Source organism: Cyanobium sp. ATX 6A2, from assembly GCF_024346355.1.
GTDB lineage: Bacteria > Cyanobacteriota > Cyanobacteriia > PCC-6307 > Cyanobiaceae > NIES-981.
Map to the genome: position 1 here is coordinate 151,022 of NZ_JAGQCU010000001.1, position 20,291 is coordinate 171,312.

The following is a 20,291-nucleotide window of genomic DNA, read 5'->3' on the forward strand; positions in this document are numbered from 1 at the left end:
GCTGGCGATCAGCTCACAGCCAGCCACCACCGGTCATGAACCTCTGGATCCTGCAGAAACCCACGGCTGGTGATGGCTCCTACGAGGAGCAGCGGTTTCAGGAAGAGGGCCGCATCCTCGGCATCGACCTGCAGGTGGTGGCACCCGATGAGATCGACCTGATCGTGACCCGCGGCGGCCGGCGATCGATCCGCTGGCGCGGCCAGGAGGTAGACCTGCCCGACGCCGTGCTGGCCCGCACCGGCAGCGGCACCAGCTACTTCAGCCTGGCGATCCTGCGCCAGTTCGAGCACCTCGGCGTGCCCGTGATCAACAACGCCCGGGCGATCGAGGCGGTGAAAGACAAGCTCTACTGCCAGCAGCTGCTGGCCCAGATCAACCTGCCGATTCCGCGCACGATGCTGGTGCGCTTCCCCGTGGACAGCGAGCTGGTGGAGCGCCAGATCGGTTTCCCCTGCGTGGTGAAGGTGCTGGCCGGGTCCTACGGCGAAGGCATCTACCTGAGCCGCAACCGCGAAAGTTTCCGCGACCTGATGGAACTGGTGGCGAGCCTGGATGCGGGCAAGTCGCTGATCCTGCAGGAGTACGTGGGCGAGCGGCCCGGCCAGGACCTGCGCGTGTGGGTGATCGGCGGCCGGGTGGTGGGGGCAATGCTGCGCCGCAGCATGGACGGCAGCTTCAAAGCCAACATCACCCGCGGCGGGCGGGGCGAGAACTTCCCGGTGGATGAGGCGATCGACGTGCTGGCGCGCGACTGCGCCCAGACCCTGGGCCTGGAGATCGCCGGCATCGACCTGCTGTTCGACGGCGACGGCTACCGGGTGTGCGAAGCCAACAGTGCCCCGGGCTTCAGCGGCTTCGAGGCGGCCACCGGCACCAACGTGGCCCGCCAGATCCTCCAGCACTGCCATTGGCGCATCCGCCGCCAGCTGGCAGCCCCGCTGCTGCCGGCGCTGGCCGAGGCCCTCGTGCCGGAGCAGCCGATGACCTACAGCCAGCAAGCCGTCGGATCGGGCCCCCCGATCGTGCACCCATAGGCTGCCTCAGCTCTCACCACCCACACGAGCCCCAGTCATGACCTACTGCGTTGGCTACTGGCTGGAGGAGGGCCTGGTGCTGGCCTCCGACTCCCGCACCAATGCCGGGGTGGATTACATCTCCACCTACAGCAAGATGCATGTGTTCCAGCCGGCAGCCGACCGGCTGTTCGTGCTGATGGCGGCGGGCAATCTGGCCACCACCCAGGCTGTGGTGAGCTGGATCCGAAGGGATCTGGATCAGGGCTTCGAGGCCGCGGAAGGGCGGCAGGGTGATCTACGCCACTGCGACTATCTGTTCGAGGCCGCTGCCTACGTGGGGCGGGTGAATGTGGCCGTTCAACAGGACAACCGGGAGGCCCTGCGCAGCATCGGCGCCAGCTCAGAGGCCAGCTTCATCCTGGCCGGACAGATCGGCAGTGAGCAGCACGGCCTGTATCTGATCTATCCCCAGGGCAACGCGATCATGGCCACCCGCCAGACCCCGTTCCTGCAGATCGGTGAGAGCAAATACGGCAAACCTCCCCTCGACAACGTGGGCCACACCAATCTCAGCCTTGAGGATGCGGCCAAGCTCTGCATCGTGTCGCAGGTGCTCACCCAGCGATCCAATCTCACCGTGGGGCCGCCGTTTGAACTGGTGGTGATTCCCGCCGGCAGTCTCTCGATCTCCCGACAACTGAAACTGGAATCGGATGACCCCATGCTCACCACCGTGATCGACACCTGGAGCGAAGCGCAACGCGAAGCGCTCTATCGCCTGCCGCCCCTGCCCTGGGAATCCCATTGATCTCCGTGCCATCCCCCTGGATCTCCACCGGACACCTGCCCACTCCTGAGGTGGTGGGCCATCTGGTGGAGGAGGCCCACGCCCACTTCGCTTCGGTGGAGGAGGGCAACGTGGCCACCTACATCCCCGCCCTGGCGGCCGCCTCGCCCCGGAGCTTCGGCATCTGCGTGGCCGCCACCAGCGGCGCCAGCTTCAACGCCGGCGACTGGGCGGTGCCGTTCAGCATCCAGAGCCTCTCCAAGCCGTTCCTGTTCGCCCTGGTGTGCGAGGCCATCGGCGAGCAGCTGGCGCGCGACGCCCTGGGGGTGAACAGCACAGGCCTGCCCTTCAACTCCGTGCTGGCGGTGGAGCGCACGGTGGAGGGCCTCTCCAACCCGATGGTGAACGCCGGCGCCATCGCCACCACCAGCCTGGTGCCCGGCGACGACGCCGCGGCGCAATGGCGCTTCATCGAGGACGGCCTCTCCCGCTTCGCCGGCCGCCGCCTCACGCTCGATGCCGAGGTATATCAGTCGGAGCGGGCCACCAATTGCAGCAACAAGGGCATCGCCAGCCTGCTCAGTGCCCATCAGCAGCTCTGGAGCGATCCGGCAACGGCCATCGACCTCTACACCCGCCAGTGCTCCCTGCTGGTAACCGCCCAGGACCTGGCCCTGATGGCCTGCACCCTGGCCAACGGCGGCCGCCAGCCCCTCAGCGGCGAGCAGGTGATCGCGCCGCTGATCTGCCGCCGCGTGCTGGCGGTGATGGTCACCGCCGGGCTCTACGAAACCTCGGGCGACTGGCTCTATCAGATCGGCCTCCCCGGCAAGAGCGGCGTATCAGGAGGGATGATCACGGTGGCGCCGGGCAAGGGGGCGCTGGCCACCTGGTCGCCACCGCTCGACGAGGCCGGCAACAGCGTGCGCGGCCAGCTCACCGCCCACTTCCTCTCGGAACGGCTGGGCCTCAACCTGTTCGACTCGCTGCCCTCCAGCGCCTCATGAAGGCCGCCGCCAGCTGAGCCCGCCCGGATTGCGGCTGGTGAGGGGCGGCCTCACCAGAGCAACCGCACCCCCGCAACCGCCAGGGTGATCCCCAGCAACCGCACCACCACCGCTGCCGGCAGCCAGCGACTGCCGAGCTGGGCGCCGATGGCGCCACCGCCCACCACCGCCAGAGCCAGCCAGGGCAGCCCCGCCGGCAGCTGGGGAGAAACGCTCAGCAGCCCCAGCAGGGCCATCAGCGAATTCACGAAGATGAACACCGCCGAGAGGGCCGCCGCCGTGCGCACCTCCGCCCAGCGCCGGTAGAGCAACAGGGGCGTGAGCAACACGCCGCCCCCCATGCCCGTGAGTCCGGAGAGCAGCCCGATCACGCCCCCCGCGGCCATGGCGGCGGGGGCTGCTGGCGCAACAACGCATCCGAGGGCCGGCGCCCGGCCGCGCAGGAAGGGCAGACCGGCGATCAGCAGCAGCACGCCCAGCAGCCGTTGGAACACGTCCACCGGCAGGCTCCACCACCCCCCCAGGAAGGCAGCGGGCATCGACAGCAGCAGGAAGGGCCGCAGCAGCGGCCAGGAGAAATGGCCTGCGCGGGCGAAACGCATCGCCACCACGCTGGACACCAGCAGGTTGAGCACCAGCGCGGTGGGCCGGAGCGTGGCGGGTGCCAGGCCGAACAGGCCCATCACCGCCAGAAAACCGGAGGCCCCGGCCTGGCCCACGCTGCCGTAGAGGCCCGCGATCAGCGCCAGAGCGGCGCACAACGGCAACAGGGTGGCGAGTTCGATGGGCGGCCCCTGCCAGCCAGAGGAGATCATCCCATCGGATCATCCCTCAGGAACGTCCCTTATCCTCGTCCTACTGAGTCATCCCTGGAGGGATGGGCCATGCATGCCGTGAGCGTGAGCGGGCTGAAGCACAATCCCGCCGAGGCCCTGCGCCAGGCCAGAAGCGGCCCGGTGGTGGTGCTCAACCGCAACAACCCCGACGCGGTGCTGATCGGCCTGGAGCAGGGCGGCATGCTGCAGGCACCCGGCGTGCGTGCGGCGCTGGCGACGGCCCTGTTCCGCGATGGTGAGCTGTCGCTGGCGCGGGCCGCCCACGTGGCCGAGATGGACGTGGCCAGCTTCATCTCCCACCTCGGTCGCCTCGGCATCCCGGCGATCCGGCTCACAGCGGCCGAAACCAACACCGATCTCGACACCCTGGAGCAGTGGCTGCAGTCGTCATCGCCGATGCAAGCCCGCTGATCGCCCTTGCCCGGGTGAACGGGCTGGGATGGCTGGAGCAGCTGTTTGCTGAGGTTCTGGTCACGGAGGTCGTGCTGGCCGAAGTGCTCACAGGCCGTCACCCCGAGACAGAACAACCCATCCAGCAGGCCATCGCTGCCGGCTGGTTGCGGGCGGCCACCGAGGTGAGCAGCGAACCCGCCCTGCCCGATCATGATGAGGGAGAGGCGTCCAGCATTCGCCTGGCCCTGGCCAGTGGCCCGCAGGTGCTGCTGCTGATCGATGAGCGCGCCGGCCGGGCGGTGGCCCGGGAGCTGGGGCTTGCCCTGGCCGGCACCGCCGCCGTGATCGGACTGGCCCGTGAGACCAAGCTGATTCCCTCGGCCAGGGCCGTGTTTGCAGCGCTTCATGCCAGTGACTTCCGGATCGCCCCCGAGGTGATCCAGGCCGTGCTGGATCGCTGCGGTGAATGAGCTGGAGCAGCGGGTCGTGGGATGGTGCGGCCCTGACTGATGATCCTGCTGCTCGGTCCTGCGGTCAGCCGGGCTGACGGCGCAGTTTCAGCCAGGCGAGCACCTGCCAGGCCAGCAGGATCAGCACGGCTGGAAGCAGCCCCACGACCACAATGAGTTGGAACTCATCGGTGTACCCCGAGCCGAGGTTCAACAGCAGCTTCTCCACCAGGTAGGCGGCATAGAGAACCACCAGCACGCCCCCTTCCAGGCGCGTGATCACACCGTTGGTCCAGAAGATCGGCAGGCAGGCCAGGGTGGTGAGCACCATCACGGGCAGATCACGCTGGATCAGCACCGGATCCACTCCCAGGCCGCGGGTGCCCGACACGGCGGCACAGAGGCCCAGGATCACCAGTTGGTTGAGCAGATTGCTGCCGATCACATTGCCGATGGCCAGATCGGCCTTGCCCCGGTAGGCCGCCACCAGGGAGGTGATCAGCTCCGGCATCGACGTGCCGGCGGCCACGATCGTGAGGCCGATCACGGTGGTGCTCACCCCCAGGGCCAGGGCCACGGCCGTGGCGCCCTGCACCAGAATCTGGGAGCCGGCCACCAGCAAGGCCAGGCCCACCGCCAGCTTCACCCCGGCCACCAGCGGTGTGCTGCGCTCCGACTCGTCGATGTCGTTGGCCTCATCGGGATTCTCGCCCGCGGTGCGGAGCTCCCATAGAACATTCATCACCATGGCCACCAGCAGGGAGACACCCGCCTGCCAGGTGACCCGGCCGCCGGAGGCCATCCCCCACACCGCCATCGACACCCCCAGCAGCAGGGGCACATCGCGCCGCACCAGGCGGCTCTTGACCCGCAGGGGCACGATCAGAGCACTGAGGCCCAGCACCACCATCACATTGAAGATGTTGCTACCCACAACGTTGCTGACTGCCAGGTTGTCGGCACCCGCCACCCCCAGATTCCCCTGAATCGTGGAGATCAGACTCACGAACAGCTCAGGGGCGCTGGTGCCCAGGGAGACCACGGTGAGGCCGATCACGATCTGAGGAATCCCCAGCATCAGCGAGAGGGCCACCGAACCGGCCACAAACAGCTCCCCCCCAGCGAAGAGCAGGGCAATGCCCGGCAGGATCTGCAGGCCGCTCACCAGGAACCCGGACATACCGGAATAGAAAAGGGTCGCCGGATTATGGAGCCACGGGCAGACCCGCGCGATGATGAATGGCCGCCACCCAACCGAACAGACCCCATTGATTCGCCTGCTCCGCCCCCTGATGCTTGTGGCCGTGTTGAGCGGAGCTGTTCAGGCTTCGCCCTTCAGCTTCGACCCGGTGTCGTTCGCCGGTTTCGCCAATGAAACCTTCAAACAGCAGGGCAAGGGGGTATTCGTCAGGAACCTGGACACCTGCCGTCGGGAAGGCAAAGACCGTGCCGGCTACCGCTGTCTCAGCGGCGAGCTGCTGCAGGACGTGCCGGCCCGGAACGGGCGTGAGTTCTGCAAGCTGGACGCCATCTGGTACGTCCCCTTCAGCAAGACGGTGCAATTCCGCACCGCGAGTTGTGAGTTCAAGAGCGATCAGCAGCGGATGATCGAGGGCGGCCAGCGTCTGCTGCGTCAGGGACTCGAACAACTGGAGAACTACGGCAAGTGAACCGCTGCCGCTCCCAGATTCTCCCGCCCCGGATAGAGGGTGCGTGACTCCACCACCTTCAGGCGCAGCGTGCGGCCGAAGAGAATCTCACGAACGCGCTGTTCCAGCGTCTCCAGATCGGGAAGATCGCCCTCGCCCAGCAGCACCAGATTCACCGATCCATCCGCCGTTTCGGCATCAACCGACAGCAACCGGTAGGCGGAACCTTCAAGCCACTCCTCAGCGAGGGCATCGGTGCGAACAGCGATCTTGTTGGTGATGATCAGACGAGCGGAGGTGAGCGAGAGGGGAACGGCGATGATCAGCAGAGCCACCAGGGCAATCACCACAGCCTGGCGCCACGCCCGCGGATCAAACGGCGACAGGGCGGCCTGCCGGAACCCCATCAGGGCGAACACCAGGGCGCCGGTGAGCAGGATGGCCACGTAGTTGGTGCCGAAGAGCAGCAGACTTCCTGAGACCAGCCGGGGTTCGGCGAGAGCGAACAGGATCCCGGCATTGGCCAGGGGCGGCACCAGCGACACGGCGATCGCTACCCCGGCAGCGTGTCGGACACATCCTTGCGGGCCAGCGCGAAGGCTCCGGCCAGCCCCGTCATCAAGGCCGCCATCAGGTCAAGCAGATGGGGGGAGGTGCGGATCATCACCTGCTGGATCGCCTCCGGCTTGGTGACCTGAGCAATCGGCAGGGTGAGCAGGAATCCCACAGCCACGGCCGTGGCGATGCCCACAAGGCTCACGATCAACGTGCTGAGGATCGCCCTGCGGTCGCCGACGCTGACGCTGAACGCCAGCCCCATGATCGGCAGCATCAGCGGCGCCACGATCATCGCCACGATCACCACGGCCACAGAATCCCCCAGCAGCCCATAGGTGGCGATGCAGGACGCCAGCACCAACAACACAATGAACTTGAAGACCTTCGGCCATAACCCGGGCCCCTCGAAAACCAACGTGTCCCGCACCCGTTCCACCGCATCCATGAGGACGGGCCCACCGTGCAGCAGTTCCGCCAAAGACCTGGTACCGAAGGCTCTGGTCGTGATGGATCTGGCCAACGTTGGGGAGTGCCGCCGACCGGCGGATCATGGAGGTAAAGCCTAGGGCTCAAGCCTCCTGAGCATGTAACAATAGTTCGCATCATCGAAGCCCTAAAAACCTGGCCTCGAGCACATTTCGCCAAGCCAGATAGAGTTCTCAATAGCAAGAACATGCCCAAACCTTCCATGCGATCCCTCACGGCCCTGCTCGCCGCTGCCAGCCTCGGGCTCACGGCCGGCGCCGGCTCGGTGCAGGCCAGCTGCACGCTCCTGATGCCCGTCGGCGGCGGCGGCCAGGCGGTGGTGGAGAAACGCATCAGCCCCCCTGGTGGCGTGTTCACCCGCAGCAACTGGAACACCGACTTCGCGGTGAACCGGTCGTTCGCCAGCTACCGCATCCATTTCCAGTCGGCCTCCAGCGACCAGGGTGTGTTTCCCGTGGCGGCGTTCCTGCGCTTCAGCGACAACACCGAGTTGCGGCTGTTCACTGAAAACGTCACCCTCGAGCCGGAGCAGCGCCGCACGTTCGGTCCGTTCCCGGCCGGCGCACCAACCTGGTGAACGTGCGCGTGGGGGCCACCAGCATGCCCGGCTCCATCGGCTTCAGCTACCGCGTGTCGGTGGAGGGCTGCGACTGAGCCTGGCCCCCGATCTAGGTTCCAGCTCCCATCCTTCGACCCAGACCATGAGCCACAGTCGACACCTGTCGCCCTTACGGACGGCCAGGATTCCTGTCGCAGCGAATAAATCATTCCGGGCCATTGCCCTTGCGCTGCCCTGCGCCCTGTCGCTGGCGAGCGCGAGCGTTGCCCGGGCCGAGACCTGCTCCTTCCTGCGACCCATCGGCGGCGACAGTCAAAACCCAGTGGTGACCAAACGGGTGGAACGTCCCCGCGTCGCCCCCCTGGGAATCCTGCTGGGCCGGACCAACTGGAACACCGATTTCGCGGTGGAGCGCGACTTCGCCAGTTACCGCATCAACCTCCAGTCGGCCTCCAGCGAACAGGCCGTGTTTCCCGCGGCGGCGTTCCTTCGCTTCACCGACAACACCAACCTGCGGCTGTTTGACGACAACGTCACCCTCGAGCCGGAGGAGCGCCGCAGTTTCGGTCCCTTTCCGGCCGTTCCCGGCCGACGCACCAACCAGGTGAACGTGCGCGTGGGCGCCATCACCATGCCCGGCTCCATCGGCTTCAGCTACCGCGTGTCGGTGGAGGGCTGCGACTGAGCCAGCTGCCGGCCGCTGCGGCGCAGGCCCTCGGCGCAGTCGCCCTCCATCAGCAAGCCTGCACCGCCCCAGAGCAGCCGTGGCCCCAGATCCACCGCACTGCCGCCGAGTTCCCGCAGCGGTGTGAACCCCAGCTGGCGGAAGTAGCGCACCAGGCGACAGTGCTGACGGGCATCGTCGCGGATCGCCAGCAGCCGGGCGCTCCGGCAGGGGGTGACCTCCAGGGCCCAGGCGAAGGTGGCCGCCCAGATCAGCGGCCCCACCGCCGCGCTGCGCTCCCCCTGCACGCGCATCGTGTCGAGCCGCAGGCCGGCGGTGGTGGGCAGCGCCCAGCCCTTCAGTTCGCCCAGCAGCGCCAGAGGCTCGGGCCGTGCCACCCCCACCCGCAGGGTCCACAGCAGCCCCGCCGGGCGACGCACCTGCAGCCGCAGCAGCAGCCCCCGGCGGCGGGCCTCCGCCTCCAGCTCGGCCAGGGTGGGCAGGGTGGAGAGCAGGACAGCACTCACGCCAGCCGCTCGGGGGCAAGGTCGGCCGGCTTTCCGCAGCTGGGGCAGTAGGGGAAGCAGGCGTAGTGGTGGAAGCCACACTGGCTGCAGTCGTGCTGCAGCTGCAGGCCGCAGTGCATGCAGTAGTCGGGCAGCACGCCATCGCGCCGGGGCAGGCTGCGCTCGCAGCTCGGGCACTGGCTTCGCCCCAGGGCCTGCAGGGCCTTTTCGTAGCGGATGGAGCGCTGGCGCTGCTCCTGTGGCGCCACCTGCTCCTGTTGCTTGCGCGCCAGGTAGGTGTTCAGCCAGCGGATCAGGGCCCGGCCCACCAGGAAGGTGAGCAGCGCCCCCACCCCGTAGCGGATGTAGGCCCCGAAGCTGGGCAGGTAGGGCACCAGCTCCACGAAAAAGGCAAACAGACCGAACAGCAGGAAGCCCCACACGAACGGCCACTGATCGCTGCCGCGAAAGCGGCGGAACTGCCAGAGCGCCAGGCCCAGCAGCGGCCCCACGAACAGCAACCGGATGCCGAAGGCACGCAGCTCCGCCCGTTGCACCGCCTGCCGCCAGCGCCCCTCCGCCTGGGCCCGTAGCTCCCCCAGCTGCTGCTGAGGCGGAGCCAACGAGGCCCGCAGCGCCCGCAGCTGGGCCTCGATCCGCTCCTGCTCGGCGCTGAGTTGCTGCTGCTGCTGCAACAGGCCATCGAGCTGGCGCGCCCGGGCGATCACCTCCGGGTTCTGCTCCGATTGCTCGGTGACGGAACGGGCGGAACGCCAGTTGTCGAAGCTGGCCTTCTCCCGGCCGTAGGCCTGGCTGGCCTGCTGCTGGCGCTCCCGCAGGCGATCGGCCTGCTCCTGCAAGGCCTGCTGCCGGCTCTGCAGCGGCTGCAGCTCGGTCTCCAGCGCAGCGACGCGCGGCTGATCGAGATACTGCTCCAGCCGGGGCTGGCTGGAGAGCAGCGGCAGGTCGGCGATCAGGGCCCCTCCCACCTGGATCAGGAAGTAGGCGAACAACAGGGCGATCAGCCACTGGCCCGCGCGCACCAGCCGTTCCGGACCTCGGGAGGGGTTCACCATCGTGAATGCAGCCGCACCCCATGCTCGGGCCGCCAGGGCCAGGGCGCCAGTACCACCTTGCTCAGCCGATCAGCAACCGGTAGGCGGCAGCGAGGCGGTGGAAGGCCGCCACATCCCCGCCCAGGTCGGGGTGGTGGGCCTTGGCCAGCCGTCGGTAGGCCCGCTTGATCGCCGCGGCGCTGGCTCCCGGCTCCAGGCCCAACAGGCCCAGAGCAGCGATCCGGGGGTCCGCCGTGGCTGAAGCGCCAGAGCTGGCCGGACGCGCCTGGCTGTGGTTGGCGGTGCGGGTGCCCCGCCGGCGCTGCTGGCTGTGGCTGGCTGGCTCCACCCGGCGCAGCAGTTCGTCCACCACCCGCAGGGGGGCGTCGTTGAGCCACTCCGGGGCCCGCTGGCCATAGAGGGCAAAGGCCGCCCGCACCGCCCAACGGCTCCGGCTGTGGGGCCCTCGCAGCGCCGCCGCCAGCTCTGCCCCCAGGCCGGGGGGGAGCGGCGGCAGCGCCTCAACCAGCCCCCGCAGTCCTCCTGGCGGCCCGATGCGCAGGCACGACCAGCGGGAGTGGCGGGCCATGGCGGCGCCCCAGCGCTCCACCAGCTCCGCGCTGAGGCCGTGACTGAATCCACCCCCGCCGCGGCTGCCCTGCTGCAGTTGCGCCAGCCGCTGGCGCAGGGCCCGCACCTCCCGACGCAGGGCGTCGTTCTCCGCCAGCAGCGTCTCAACATTGCTGGTGACCGGTGGGCTGCCAGCTGGGGGGCGCCAGCGGCGCGGATCAAAGCCCATCGCCTCAGCGCACCACCGCCATGCAACAGCGCATCATCGCTGGGTATCCCAGCGCCGGGCACAACTCGGCTTCTGGCTGTGGGAACGGGCAGACCTGGCGGCGTCTCAAGACAGGCTTGTCCTGGCCTGGGATGGCGGAACCACTGGCTGCGCCAGCAGCACCGCCGCCAGCGGCAGGGGCCCGTAGAGATGGGGGAAGAGGTCCCCGCTGCCGGGGGCCGGCTCCAGCCGCACCGTCACGCCGGCCTCCGCCAGGCGGACGGGATCGAGCACCAGCAGCAGCACCTCGGCGGGGTTGAGATCGGCGTAGAAGCGCCCATAGGTGGCCACCAGCTGGTGGGCGGTGCTCAGGTGGATGAAGCCCACCTCCTGAAGCGATTGGCCGCGGGTGGAGCGGCAGTAGGTCCCCGCGGCCTTCGCCGCCTGCCACTCCTGGCGCAGGGCCAGGTGATACAGCCAGCTGGGCGAGTGCCAGGGGCAGCGCTCCGCCCAGGGCGACTCCAGCACCGCCGCCAGTTCCGGACCCGCCAGAAAGCGGGCCAGCCAGGCCTGCAGCGGTGCCAGCTGGGGCACGGCATCGAAGCCCTCGGGGTCCGCCAGCCGGAACTGGCGGACAAACGGCAGCAGGGCCCAGTCCGCCAGCGAGGGCCGCCCCCCCAGCAGCCAGCCGCCCGGCTCCAGGCGCCGGCTCCAGCACCCCAGAACCGCCAGGGCCTCGGCCCGATGCCGGATCCGCTGCCGGGCCAGCTCCGCGGCGTCGGCGCCGTCATTGCCGCGCTGGCCGCCGAAGCGGCTGGCGTATTTGAAGCGGTCGAGGTGCTGCTTGAAGGGGCCGTCGTTCTCGGCGATCAGCGCCTCCATGGCACCGGCTTCGGCCACGCTCCAGCCGCTCAACCAGCCCTGGGGATCGTGCCGCTCCAGGGCCCAGCGCATCACGTCCAGGCTCTCGTCGATCACCCGATCGCCGTGCACCAGCACCGGCACGGTGCCCTTGGCCGAGGCCGTGAGCAGCTCCGGCGGCTTGGCCTGCAGGCTCACCTCCCGCAGCTCCAGCTCCCGGCCCGGCTGGAGGCCCGCCACCGCCAGAGCAAGCCGGGCCCGGATCGCGTAGGGGCAGCGGCGGAAGCTGTAGAGGATCGGACCCGTCCCGACGTCCAAGGCCGCCGCTCAGCGCTGGGGCATGGCGGCGCCGATGTGCTGCCGGCCACGGGCACGAGCCCGTTCCACCTGGCGCTGGCGCTCGGCGAAGCGCCGCCGGTCGGCGTCACTGAAGCGCCCGATGCAGTGGCGGCAGCTCACCCCTTCGGCGTAGCTCTCCAGCTGCAGGTCGGCAGGCGCGAGCGGCAGGCCGCAGGCATGGCAGAGACGGTGCTCCCCAGGCTCGAGCCGGTGGTTCACCGCCACCCGCTGATCGAACACAAAGCAGTCCCCCCGCCAGCGGCTCTGTGGCTCGGGGGTCTCCTCCAGGTAGCGCAGGATGCCGCCCTCCAGGTGGTGCACGCCGGCGAAACCCTGCTGGAGCAGGTAGGCGGTGGCCTTTTCACAGCGGATGCCTCCGGTGCAGAACAGGGCGATCGCCTGCGGCCGGCGCTCCGCCACCAGCGGCCGCAGCTCCCGCCCCACCCAGGCGGGAAAGTCACGGAAGCTGGCGGTGCCGGGATCGATCGCCCCGTCGAAGCTACCGATCGCCACCTCGTAGCCATTGCGGGTATCGATCACCAGGGTGCGGGGATCACTGATCAGGGCATCCCACTGCCCGGGGGGCACGTGGGTGCCCACCGCCGAGGCCAGGTAGGGCCGCACCTGGGGCTGGCCGAGCGACACGATCTCGCGCTTGAGCCGCACCTTCAGGCGATGGAAGGCCTGCGCGCCCGCCCTGCTGCGCTTCGCCTGCAGGCGCTCCAGCCCCGCCACCTGCCGCAGCCGCCCCAGCACCGCCTCCACCCCCGCCTCGGGGCCGGCGATGGTGCCGTTCACGCCCTCCCCCGCCAGCAGGATCGTGCCCCGCACCTGCTGCGCCGCAGCCAGGGCCAGCAGCTCAGACCGCAGGGCGGGCAACCGCTCCAGCGGCGCGAAGCGGTAGAACGCCGCCACCACCACCATGGGCCGCGCTTCAGCGGCGGCATCCCCCATCGAACTCACGCGCCCACCGGCGGCCGCGACACCTCCCAGGCCTGCACGCCGGCAGCCGCCAGCAGCTCCCGGTCGGCCTCCACCGCCGGGTTGCCGGTGGTGAGCAGGGTGTCGCCATAGAAGATCGAATCGGCCCCGGCCAGCAGGCAGAGGATCTGGGCCTCCCGGCCCAGCTGCTCGCGCCCGGCACTGAGCCGCACGCGCGCATGGGGCATCAGGATCCGGGCGGTGGCCACCATGCGCACCAGCTCGAGCGGATCCACGGGAGGCAGGTCTTCAAGCGGCGTGCCCTCCACCGCCACCAGGGCATTGATCGGCACGCTCTCCGGGTGGGGATCGAGGTTGGCCAGCACCTCCAGCAGGCCGGCCCGGTCCTCAAGCCCCTCGCCCATGCCGATGATGCCCCCGCAACAGAGGGTCACCCCTGCCCGGCGCACCCGCTCGAGCGTCTCCAGCCGTTCTTGGTAGGTGCGGGTGCTGATGATGCGGGCGTAGTGCTCGGGGCTGGTGTCGAGGTTGTGGTTGTAGGCGGTGAGGCCGGCCTCCGCCAGCCGCTCGGCCTGCTGGTCGCTGAGCATGCCGGCGGTCACACAGGCCTCCAGCCCGAGCTCACGCACACCCCGCACCATCGCCAGCATCGCCTCGAACGGGGCACCGTCGCGGATCTCGCGCCAGGCCCAGCCCATGCAGAAGCGGTGGGCGCCGGCCTGTTGGGCCGCCCGGGCCCGCGCCAGCACCGGCTCCACCTCCAGCTCCGGCCTACCGGCCACATCGCTGCTGTGGTGCATCGACTGGGGACAGTAGGCGCAGTCCTCCTCGCAGCCACCGGTCTTCACGCTCAGCAGCGAGGCCAGCTGCACCCGGTAGCCGGGATTGGCGGCGCGGTGCACCGCCTGGGCCCGCCAGAGCAGCTCCAGTAGCGGCAGCTCTAGCAGGGCCTGGATCTCGGCTCGGCTCCAGTCGTGACGGGTGGGCGTGCGGGCGGGCGGGGTGGCGAACACAGGCGGGCGAAAGTTCAGTGGGCCGGCGAAGCCGGTGGAGGAGCGGAGTCAGTGGGCGGGATCGATGCCCCCGAAACGGCGCTGACGGTTCTGGTAGTCGAGCAGGGCCGCCAGCAGGGCGGCCTCATCGAAATCGGGCCAGAGCACCTCGGTGATGTGCAGCTCGGCGTAGGCCAGCTGCCAGAGCAGGAAGTTGCTGATCCGCTGCTCACCACTGGTGCGGATCAACAGGTCGGGATCGCACTCGCCGGCGGTGTGCAGCTCGGCGGCGAAGCTGGCCTCATCAATGGCGGCCGGATCCAGTTCACCCCGTGCAGCCCGTTCGGCCAGCCGCCGGGCTGCCCCCACCAGCTCGGCGCGGCCTCCGTAGTTGGTGCACACATTGAAATGGATGCCATCGTTGGCGGCGGTGCGACCGGTGGCCTCGGCGATCAACCGCTGCAGGCCCTCCGGCAAGGGGGTGAGGTCGCCCAGGAACCGAATCCGCACCCGCTCGCGCTCCAGCGCCTGCAGCTCCCGCTGCAGCACCCGCTCGAACAGGGCCATCAGGAAGCTCACTTCCTCGCCCGGCCGGTTCCAGTTCTCGGTGGAGAAGGCATAGGCGGTGAGGGCGCCGATGCCCCAGTCGCTGCACAGCCGCAGGGTGCGCTTGAGCGCCTCCACCCCGGCCCGGTGCCCCATCACCCGGGGCAGGCCGCGGCGGCGGGCCCAACGGCCGTTGCCATCCATGATCACGGCCACATGGGCGGGAAGCCGGGCGGGATCGAGGGCCGCCGGCGATGCCTGCCGGGCCGCGCCGAGGATGGAGTGGCTGTCGGTCGCCAGGGCGCGACTCATCCGCGTGGTTCCGGCGTGTCCTTGGCCACGCTACGTCCACCCGGCCTGGCCAGGGCCTGGCTGAGCAGGTCGTGCAGCCGGCTGCTGGTGATCGGCCGCTCCAGCCGGCCATGGCAGGCGAGCGACAGGGTGCCCGTTTCCTCCGACACCACGATCGCCAGACAGCGGTTGAAGCGCTCGGTGAGACCCAGGGCCGCCAGGTGGCGGGTGCCGTAGCGATTGATGCCCTGGCGCGAGAGCGGCAGGATTACCCCTGCCGCCAGGATGCGGTTGCCCTTCACCAGCACAGCGCCGTCGTGGAGCGGCGTGTCGGCGGCAAACAGGTTGAGCAGCAGATCCACCGACAGCTGGGCATCGAGGCTGATGCCGGGATTGAGAAAGTCTTCCGGGCGCAGATCACTGCCGTGGTCCACCACGATCAGGGCCCCGCGCCGGGCCTGGGAGAGACGCCCTGCGGCCTCGCTGAGCACCGCCACCGAACCGGACTTGAGGGCATCGGCGCCGCCATCGCCGAACACCATTCCCAGCCGACCGGTGCCGAGCAGTTCCATGAACCGCCGCAGCTCGCCCTGCCAGAGGATCGCCAGGGCCAGGCTGCAGGCCAGCACCAGGGCGTCCAGCAGTCGGGCCGTGAGCGGCAGATTGGCGAAGCGCTGCACCGCCCAGGCGAGTCCCACGAGCAGCAGGTAGCCCCGCAGCAACCAGAGGGTGCGGGAGTCGCGCACCCGGCCCAGCACCACAACCCCGAGGCCGAGGGCCAGAAACAGGTCGAGGAACAGGCGTAGATCGAGAACGCGGAGCCAACTCCCGAGCCAGAGCCCGCTCACACCGTCACCGAAACCTGGAGGTCAGGATACCGGTGTCAGGCGGGCGGGCAGAACGTCGTAGCGCAGTAGGTCTTCCGGCTGTTCCCGGCGCTGCACCAGGTCGGCCACGCCGTCTGCCACCAGCACCGCCGCCGGCCTGGGGATGCGGTTGTAGTTCGAGGCCATGGACGCGTTGTAAGCCCCGGTGGCGAATACGGCGATCACATCGCCGCTGGTGGCAGGGGGCAGGGCCACGTCCTTGAGCACCACATCACCCGACTCGCAGTGCTTGCCGGCCACCGTCACCGTTTCGCTGGCCTCGGCGCCGGGGCGGTCGGCCAACACGGCGGTGTAGAGCGACTGGTAGGTGATCGGGCGAGGGTTGTCGCTCATGCCGCCATCCACCGACAGGTAGATGCGGATGCCTGGGATCTCCTTCCTACTGCCCACCTCGTAGAGGGTGAGGCCCGCGGTGGCCACCAGGGAGCGGCCGGGCTCGCACAGCAGCCGGGGCAGCTCCAGGTTGCGCTGGCGGCAGGCCCGCACCAGCGCGGAGGCCACCGCCGCCACCCATGCCTCGATGCTGGGGGGATCGTCGCCAGTCACATAGCGGATCCCCAGGCCACCGCCCACATTGAGGTCGGTCACCGGATGGCCACAGGAGCGGGCCAGTGCCAGGGCATCGGCCATCACCCCGGCCAGGTCCTGGTGGGGCTGCAGTTCGAAGATCTGCGAGCCGATGTGGGCGTGCAGACCGGTGAGCCGGCCCCAGGGGCAGGCGGCCAGATGCTTCAGCACCACCTCGAGCTGATCGGGATCGAACCCGAACTTGCTGTCCAGGTGGCCGGTGCGGATGTACTCATGGGTGTGGCACTCGATGCCCGGGGTGAAGCGCAGCATCAGCCGCACCGGCTCGGCCAGGACAGGCGCCAGCTCGGTGAGCAGTTCGATGTCGCGCCAGTTGTCCACCACCACCGTCACCCGGCTGCGGGCCGCGAGGAGCAGTTCCTCGCGGCTCTTGTTGTTGCCGTGCAGCACGATCCGCTCCGGCGGCATGCCGCCGCCCAGGGCCGTGAGCAGTTCCCCCGACGACACCGCATCGAGCCCCAGACCCTCGGCCGCCACCAGGGCGGTGAGGGCCAGCGAGCTGTTGGCCTTGGAGGCGTAGACGGCCAGCGAGGGGCCGGGATAGTGGGCGTGCAGCGCCTGGCGGTAGGCCCGGCAGCTGGCGCGCAGGGTGGCCTCATCGAGCACATACAACGGTGTGCCGTAGGTGCGGGCCAGCTCGCTCAGGCGGCAGCCGCCCACCAGCAGCCTGCCCTCGGCATCCACGCTGGTGGTGATCGGCGCCAGGTTGCGGTTGGGACTGGCCCGGTCGCAGGGGGTCTCAAAGGGCTGGCTGCCGAGTCCGGAGCCGGCATCACCCGCACGGTCCAGACCGGTGGCTTCACTGGAGATCACCATGGTCGGACCACAGAGGTTGCGAAAGGTCGAATGTACGGAATGCCAGGCGGGGCCGGCCGTGCCTGATGAACCGAGCACCCCTCAACCACCAGCCCTGCTGGCCCCCGCCGACCTGGAGGCCTGCCTGGCCCTCGATGGCCTCAGCCTGGGCGGGCTCTGGAGCCGGGGGCAGTGGAGCACCGAACTGGCCGATCCGCGGCGGCCCGGCCTGGGCCTGTGGCGCGATCGCCGCCTGCAGGCCATGGCCTGCGGCTGGCTGATCCTCGAGGAACTGCACATCACCCTGGTGGCGGTGGACCCTGACCAGCGCCGCCTGGGCCTGGGCCTGCTGGTGCTGCGTGCCCTGCTGGACACCGCGAGCACGCGGGGCGCCGAGCGCGCCACCCTGGAGGTGGCCAGCGGCAACGCAGCGGCCCTGGCCCTCTACCACCGGCTGGGGTTCCGCCAGGCCGGCCGCCGCCCCGGCTACTACCGCAGCGGCGAGGACGCGCTGATCCTGTGGCTGCACCTGGAGAAAAGCTAGGAATCCCTGCTCGGAACGGGTACGGTTAACCGTCTTTTGCTATGTCGAGCAGCGGCCAATCCAAGCCGTTCAATTGCACTTTGAACCTCCGCCCCCACTGCTGCCACAGGGGGTCTGGCCCCCTGCTCCGGGCAACCACACAGGCCCTGTCAACCCTGATAGGTTAGTTCAACTTGCAACAGGCCCGCCCCATGTTCGAGCGGTTTACCGAGAAGGCCATCAAGGTGATCATGCTGGCCCAGGAAGAGGCCCGCAGGCTGGGTCACAACTTCGTGGGCACCGAGCAGATCCTGCTGGGCCTGATCGGAGAAGGCACCGGCGTCGCCGCCAAGGTGCTCAAGTCGATGGGGGTGAACCTCAAGGACGCCCGCGTCGAAGTGGAGAAGATCATTGGCCGCGGCTCCGGCTTCGTGGCCGTGGAGATCCCCTTCACCCCCCGCGCCAAGCGGGTGCTGGAGCTGTCGCTGGAAGAAGCCCGACAGCTCGGCCACAACTACATCGGCACCGAGCACCTGCTGCTCGGCCTGATCCGTGAAGGTGAGGGCGTCGCCGCCCGCGTGCTCGAGAACCTCGGCGTCGACCTGGCCAAGGTGCGCACCCAGGTGATCCGCATGCTCGGCGAAACAGCGGAAGTGGCCGCGGGCAGCGGGGGCGGCAAGGGCTCCACCAAGACCCCCACCCTCGACGAGTTCGGCAGCAACCTCACCCAGCTGGCCTCCGACGGCAAGCTCGACCCGGTGGTGGGTCGCCAGAACGAGATCGAGCGGGTGATCCAGATCCTCGGGCGCCGCACCAAGAACAACCCCGTGCTGATCGGTGAGCCCGGCGTCGGCAAGACCGCCATCGCCGAGGGCCTCGCCCAGCGCATCCAAACGGGCGACATCCCCGACATCCTGGAGGACAAGCGCGTTCTCACCCTTGACATCGGCCTGCTGGTGGCCGGAACCAAGTATCGGGGTGAGTTCGAGGAACGCCTCAAGAAAATCATGGAGGAGATTCGCGGCGCCGGCAACGTGATCCTCGTGATCGACGAGGTGCACACCCTGATCGGTGCTGGCGCGGCCGAGGGGGCCATCGATGCCGCCAACATTCTCAAACCGGCCCTGGCCCGTGGCGAGCTGCAGTGCATCGGTGCCACCACCCTCGATGAATACCGCAAGCACATCGAACGGGATGCCGCCCTGGAACGCCGCTTCCAGCCGGTGATGGTGGGCGAGCCCTCGGTGATCGACACCATCGAGATCCTGCGCGGCCTCAAGGACCGTTACGAGGAACACCACCGCCTCACCATTGAGGACGATGCCCTGATCGCCGCCGCCACCCTGGGCGATCGCTACATCTCCGACCGCTTCCTGCCGGATAAGGCCATCGACCTGGTCGATGAGGCCGGCAGCCGGGTGCGACTGATGAACTCCAAGCTGCCGCCGGCTGCCAAGGAGATCGACAAGCAGCTGCGAGCCGTGCAGAAAGAGAAGGAGGACGCCGTGCGCGAGCAGGACTTCACCAAGGCCGGCGAGCTGCGCGACAAGGAGGTGGAACTGCGCGATCAGATCCGCAACATTCTCCAGGCCCGCAAGAGCGAGTCCACCCCCGCAGATGAGAAGGGTGAGGTGTCCACCGTCAGCGAGGCCCATGCCCTCGAGGATCTCGACCGCGGTCCCACCGTCACCGAAGAGGACATCGCCCACATCGTGGCCTCCTGGACCGGCGTACCGGTGCAGAAGCTCACCGAGAGCGAGTCGGCCAAGCTGCTGAACATGGAGGAAACCCTCCACCAGCGGCTGATCGGCCAGGACGAAGCCGTCAAGGCCGTATCCCGCGCCATCCGCCGTGCCCGCGTGGGCCTCAAGAACCCGAACCGGCCGATCGCCAGTTTCATCTTCTCCGGCCCCACCGGGGTGGGCAAAACCGAGCTCACCAAGGCCCTGGCCACCTACTTCTTCGGCAGTGAGGAGGCGATGATCCGCCTTGACATGTCGGAGTTCATGGAGCGCCACACGGTCAGCAAACTGATCGGTTCGCCTCCGGGCTACGTGGGCTTCAACGAGGGCGGCCAGCTCACCGAAGCGGTGCGGCGCCGGCCCTACACCGTGGTGCTGTTCGACGAGATCGAAAAGGCCCACCCCGATGTGTTCAACCTGCTGCTGCAGCTCCTCGAGGACGGTCGCCTCACCGACTCCAAGGGCCGCACGGTGGACTTCAAGAACACCCTGATCATCATGACCTCGAACATCGGTTCGAAGGTGATCGAGAAGGGTGGCGGTGGCCTCGGCTTCGAGTTCTCCGGCGATGCGGTGGAAGACACCCAGTACAACCGCATCCGTTCGCTGGTGAACGAGGAACTCAAGCAGTATTTCCGGCCCGAGTTCCTCAACCGCCTCGATGAAATCATCGTCTTCCGTCAGCTCACGCGCGAGGAGGTGAAGGAGATCGCCGAGATCATGCTCAAGGAGGTGTTCGCCCGCATGGAGGACAAGGGCATCCATCTGGCGGTGACCGATGCCTTCAAGGAGCGCTTGGTGGAGGAGGGTTACAACCCCTCCTACGGCGCCCGACCGCTGCGTCGCGCCGTGATGCGTCTGCTGGAGGATTCCCTGGCTGAAGAGTTCCTCAGCTCCCGCATCAGCGAAGGCGATCACGCCCTCGTGGATGTGAACGATGCCAAGCAGGTGGTGATCCGCAAGCAGGACACCGCTGAGCCGGCTGTGCCGGAACTGGCCGGCGCCGGAGCCTGATCCCAGGCTCCCTCACTGCCCTGAG

General features: G+C 68.8%; 21 protein-coding genes and 1 pseudogene. 10 read left to right on the top strand and 12 right to left on the bottom strand.

Translation table 11 applies throughout. The annotated features are described in order from the left end of the window. Positions 1-35 precede the first annotated feature (35 nt). From KBY96_RS00735 to glsA, 3 genes are read left to right on the top strand one after another with little or no spacing between them, the layout of a single operon-like run. Positions 36-1,037 (top strand): RimK family alpha-L-glutamate ligase, encoded by a 1,002-nt coding sequence (locus tag KBY96_RS00735; RefSeq protein ID WP_254977295.1) that lies wholly within the window; start codon positions 36-38, stop codon positions 1,035-1,037. A 37-nt stretch (positions 1,038-1,074) separates the two neighbouring features. Continuing rightward, complete coding sequence (locus tag KBY96_RS00740) at positions 1,075-1,827, top strand: 20S proteasome subunit A/B (RefSeq protein ID WP_254977296.1); 753 nt, start codon at positions 1,075-1,077, stop codon at positions 1,825-1,827. Between the two features lie 5 nt (positions 1,828-1,832). Continuing rightward, positions 1,833-2,813, top strand: coding sequence for a glutaminase A (gene glsA, locus KBY96_RS00745; RefSeq protein WP_254977297.1), 981 nt, complete (start codon positions 1,833-1,835; stop codon positions 2,811-2,813). Between the two features lie 50 nt (positions 2,814-2,863). Here glsA and KBY96_RS00750 read toward each other — a convergent pair whose 3' ends face one another. Continuing rightward, positions 2,864-3,628: a sulfite exporter TauE/SafE family protein gene (locus tag KBY96_RS00750; protein WP_254977298.1), complete on the bottom strand. Its 765-nt coding sequence runs from the start codon at positions 3,626-3,628 to the stop codon at positions 2,864-2,866. A 69-nt stretch (positions 3,629-3,697) separates the two neighbouring features. On the opposite strand from KBY96_RS00750, the gene KBY96_RS00755 reads away from it, so the two are divergent. Then, positions 3,698-4,060, top strand: coding sequence for a type II toxin-antitoxin system prevent-host-death family antitoxin (locus KBY96_RS00755; protein ID WP_254977299.1), 363 nt, complete (start codon positions 3,698-3,700; stop codon positions 4,058-4,060). Beyond that, positions 4,024-4,512, top strand: a complete 489-nt coding sequence (locus KBY96_RS00760; RefSeq protein ID WP_254977300.1) for a DUF3368 domain-containing protein — start codon at positions 4,024-4,026, stop codon at positions 4,510-4,512. Before KBY96_RS00755 ends, KBY96_RS00760 begins: the two co-directional genes overlap by 37 nt. A gap of 64 nt (positions 4,513-4,576) precedes the next feature. Here the strand turns inward: KBY96_RS00760 and KBY96_RS00765 are convergent, their stop codons facing one another. Next, positions 4,577-5,671: a calcium/sodium antiporter gene (locus KBY96_RS00765; protein ID WP_254977301.1), complete on the bottom strand. Its 1,095-nt coding sequence runs from the start codon at positions 5,669-5,671 to the stop codon at positions 4,577-4,579. 127 nt (positions 5,672-5,798) lie between these two features. On the opposite strand from KBY96_RS00765, the gene KBY96_RS00770 reads away from it, so the two are divergent. Continuing rightward, positions 5,799-6,161 (top strand): hypothetical protein, encoded by a 363-nt coding sequence (locus tag KBY96_RS00770; RefSeq protein WP_254977302.1) that lies wholly within the window; start codon positions 5,799-5,801, stop codon positions 6,159-6,161. On the opposite strand, the pseudogene KBY96_RS16470 reads toward KBY96_RS00770, so the two are convergent. Continuing rightward, positions 6,149-7,143 (bottom strand): annotated as a pseudogene (locus tag KBY96_RS16470) (DUF389 domain-containing protein). The gene KBY96_RS00770 and the pseudogene KBY96_RS16470 sit on opposite strands and share 13 nt — an antisense overlap. A 243-nt stretch (positions 7,144-7,386) precedes the next feature. On the opposite strand from KBY96_RS16470, the gene KBY96_RS00785 reads away from it, so the two are divergent. Both KBY96_RS00785 and KBY96_RS00790 read left to right on the top strand, forming a co-directional pair. Then, positions 7,387-7,761, top strand: a complete 375-nt coding sequence (locus KBY96_RS00785; protein WP_254977305.1) for a hypothetical protein — start codon at positions 7,387-7,389, stop codon at positions 7,759-7,761. A gap of 307 nt (positions 7,762-8,068) precedes the next feature. Next, the gene (locus tag KBY96_RS00790) at positions 8,069-8,428 is read left to right on the top strand and encodes a hypothetical protein (protein WP_254977306.1); all 360 of its coding nucleotides are present in this window, start codon (positions 8,069-8,071) and stop codon (positions 8,426-8,428) included. On the opposite strand, the gene KBY96_RS00795 is transcribed toward KBY96_RS00790, so the two are convergent. From KBY96_RS00795 to lysA, 9 genes are all read right to left on the bottom strand, one after another. Further along, complete coding sequence (locus KBY96_RS00795; protein ID WP_254977307.1) at positions 8,398-8,934, bottom strand: hypothetical protein; 537 nt, start codon at positions 8,932-8,934, stop codon at positions 8,398-8,400. The two genes, KBY96_RS00790 and KBY96_RS00795, sit on opposite strands and share 31 nt — an antisense overlap. Further along, positions 8,931-9,989 carry a hypothetical protein gene (locus KBY96_RS00800; RefSeq protein ID WP_254977308.1) on the bottom strand — a complete coding sequence of 353 codons (1,059 nt, stop codon included), beginning with the start codon at positions 9,987-9,989 and terminating at the stop codon, positions 8,931-8,933. Before KBY96_RS00800 ends, KBY96_RS00795 begins: the two co-directional genes overlap by 4 nt. Positions 9,990-10,050: 61 nt before the next feature. Continuing rightward, positions 10,051-10,767 carry a DnaJ domain-containing protein gene (locus tag KBY96_RS00805; RefSeq protein ID WP_254977309.1) on the bottom strand — a complete coding sequence of 239 codons (717 nt, stop codon included), beginning with the start codon at positions 10,765-10,767 and terminating at the stop codon, positions 10,051-10,053. Positions 10,768-10,872: 105 nt separating this feature from the next. Then, on the bottom strand, positions 10,873-11,925 hold the full coding sequence (locus KBY96_RS00810) for a DUF952 domain-containing protein (RefSeq protein ID WP_254977310.1): 1,053 nt from the start codon (positions 11,923-11,925) through the stop codon (positions 10,873-10,875). Between the two features lie 9 nt (positions 11,926-11,934). Beyond that, positions 11,935-12,900, bottom strand: coding sequence for a rhodanese-related sulfurtransferase (locus KBY96_RS00815; RefSeq protein WP_254977311.1), 966 nt, complete (start codon positions 12,898-12,900; stop codon positions 11,935-11,937). 5 nt (positions 12,901-12,905) lie between these two features. After that, positions 12,906-13,901 (bottom strand): biotin synthase BioB, encoded by a 996-nt coding sequence (bioB, locus tag KBY96_RS00820; RefSeq protein ID WP_254977312.1) that lies wholly within the window; start codon positions 13,899-13,901, stop codon positions 12,906-12,908. A gap of 48 nt (positions 13,902-13,949) precedes the next feature. After that, the gene (locus KBY96_RS00825) at positions 13,950-14,738 is read right to left on the bottom strand and encodes an isoprenyl transferase (RefSeq protein WP_254977313.1); all 789 of its coding nucleotides are present in this window, start codon (positions 14,736-14,738) and stop codon (positions 13,950-13,952) included. Then, entirely contained in the window at positions 14,735-15,565 is an 831-nt protein-coding gene (locus KBY96_RS00830) for a diadenylate cyclase (RefSeq protein WP_254977314.1), read from the bottom strand. The genes KBY96_RS00825 and KBY96_RS00830 overlap by 4 nt, the downstream gene beginning before the upstream one ends. A gap of 21 nt (positions 15,566-15,586) precedes the next feature. Further along, positions 15,587-17,008 carry a diaminopimelate decarboxylase gene (gene lysA, locus KBY96_RS00835; RefSeq protein WP_254977315.1) on the bottom strand — a complete coding sequence of 474 codons (1,422 nt, stop codon included), beginning with the start codon at positions 17,006-17,008 and terminating at the stop codon, positions 15,587-15,589. A 58-nt stretch (positions 17,009-17,066) separates the two neighbouring features. On the opposite strand from lysA, the gene KBY96_RS00840 reads away from it, so the two are divergent. Together KBY96_RS00840 and KBY96_RS00845 are read left to right on the top strand one after the other, a co-directional pair. Continuing rightward, the gene (locus KBY96_RS00840; protein WP_254977316.1) at positions 17,067-17,531 is read left to right on the top strand and encodes a GNAT family N-acetyltransferase; all 465 of its coding nucleotides are present in this window, start codon (positions 17,067-17,069) and stop codon (positions 17,529-17,531) included. A gap of 191 nt (positions 17,532-17,722) precedes the next feature. Beyond that, positions 17,723-20,266, top strand: a complete 2,544-nt coding sequence (locus KBY96_RS00845) for an ATP-dependent Clp protease ATP-binding subunit (protein ID WP_254977317.1) — start codon at positions 17,723-17,725, stop codon at positions 20,264-20,266. Positions 20,267-20,291: the final 25 nt, after the last annotated feature.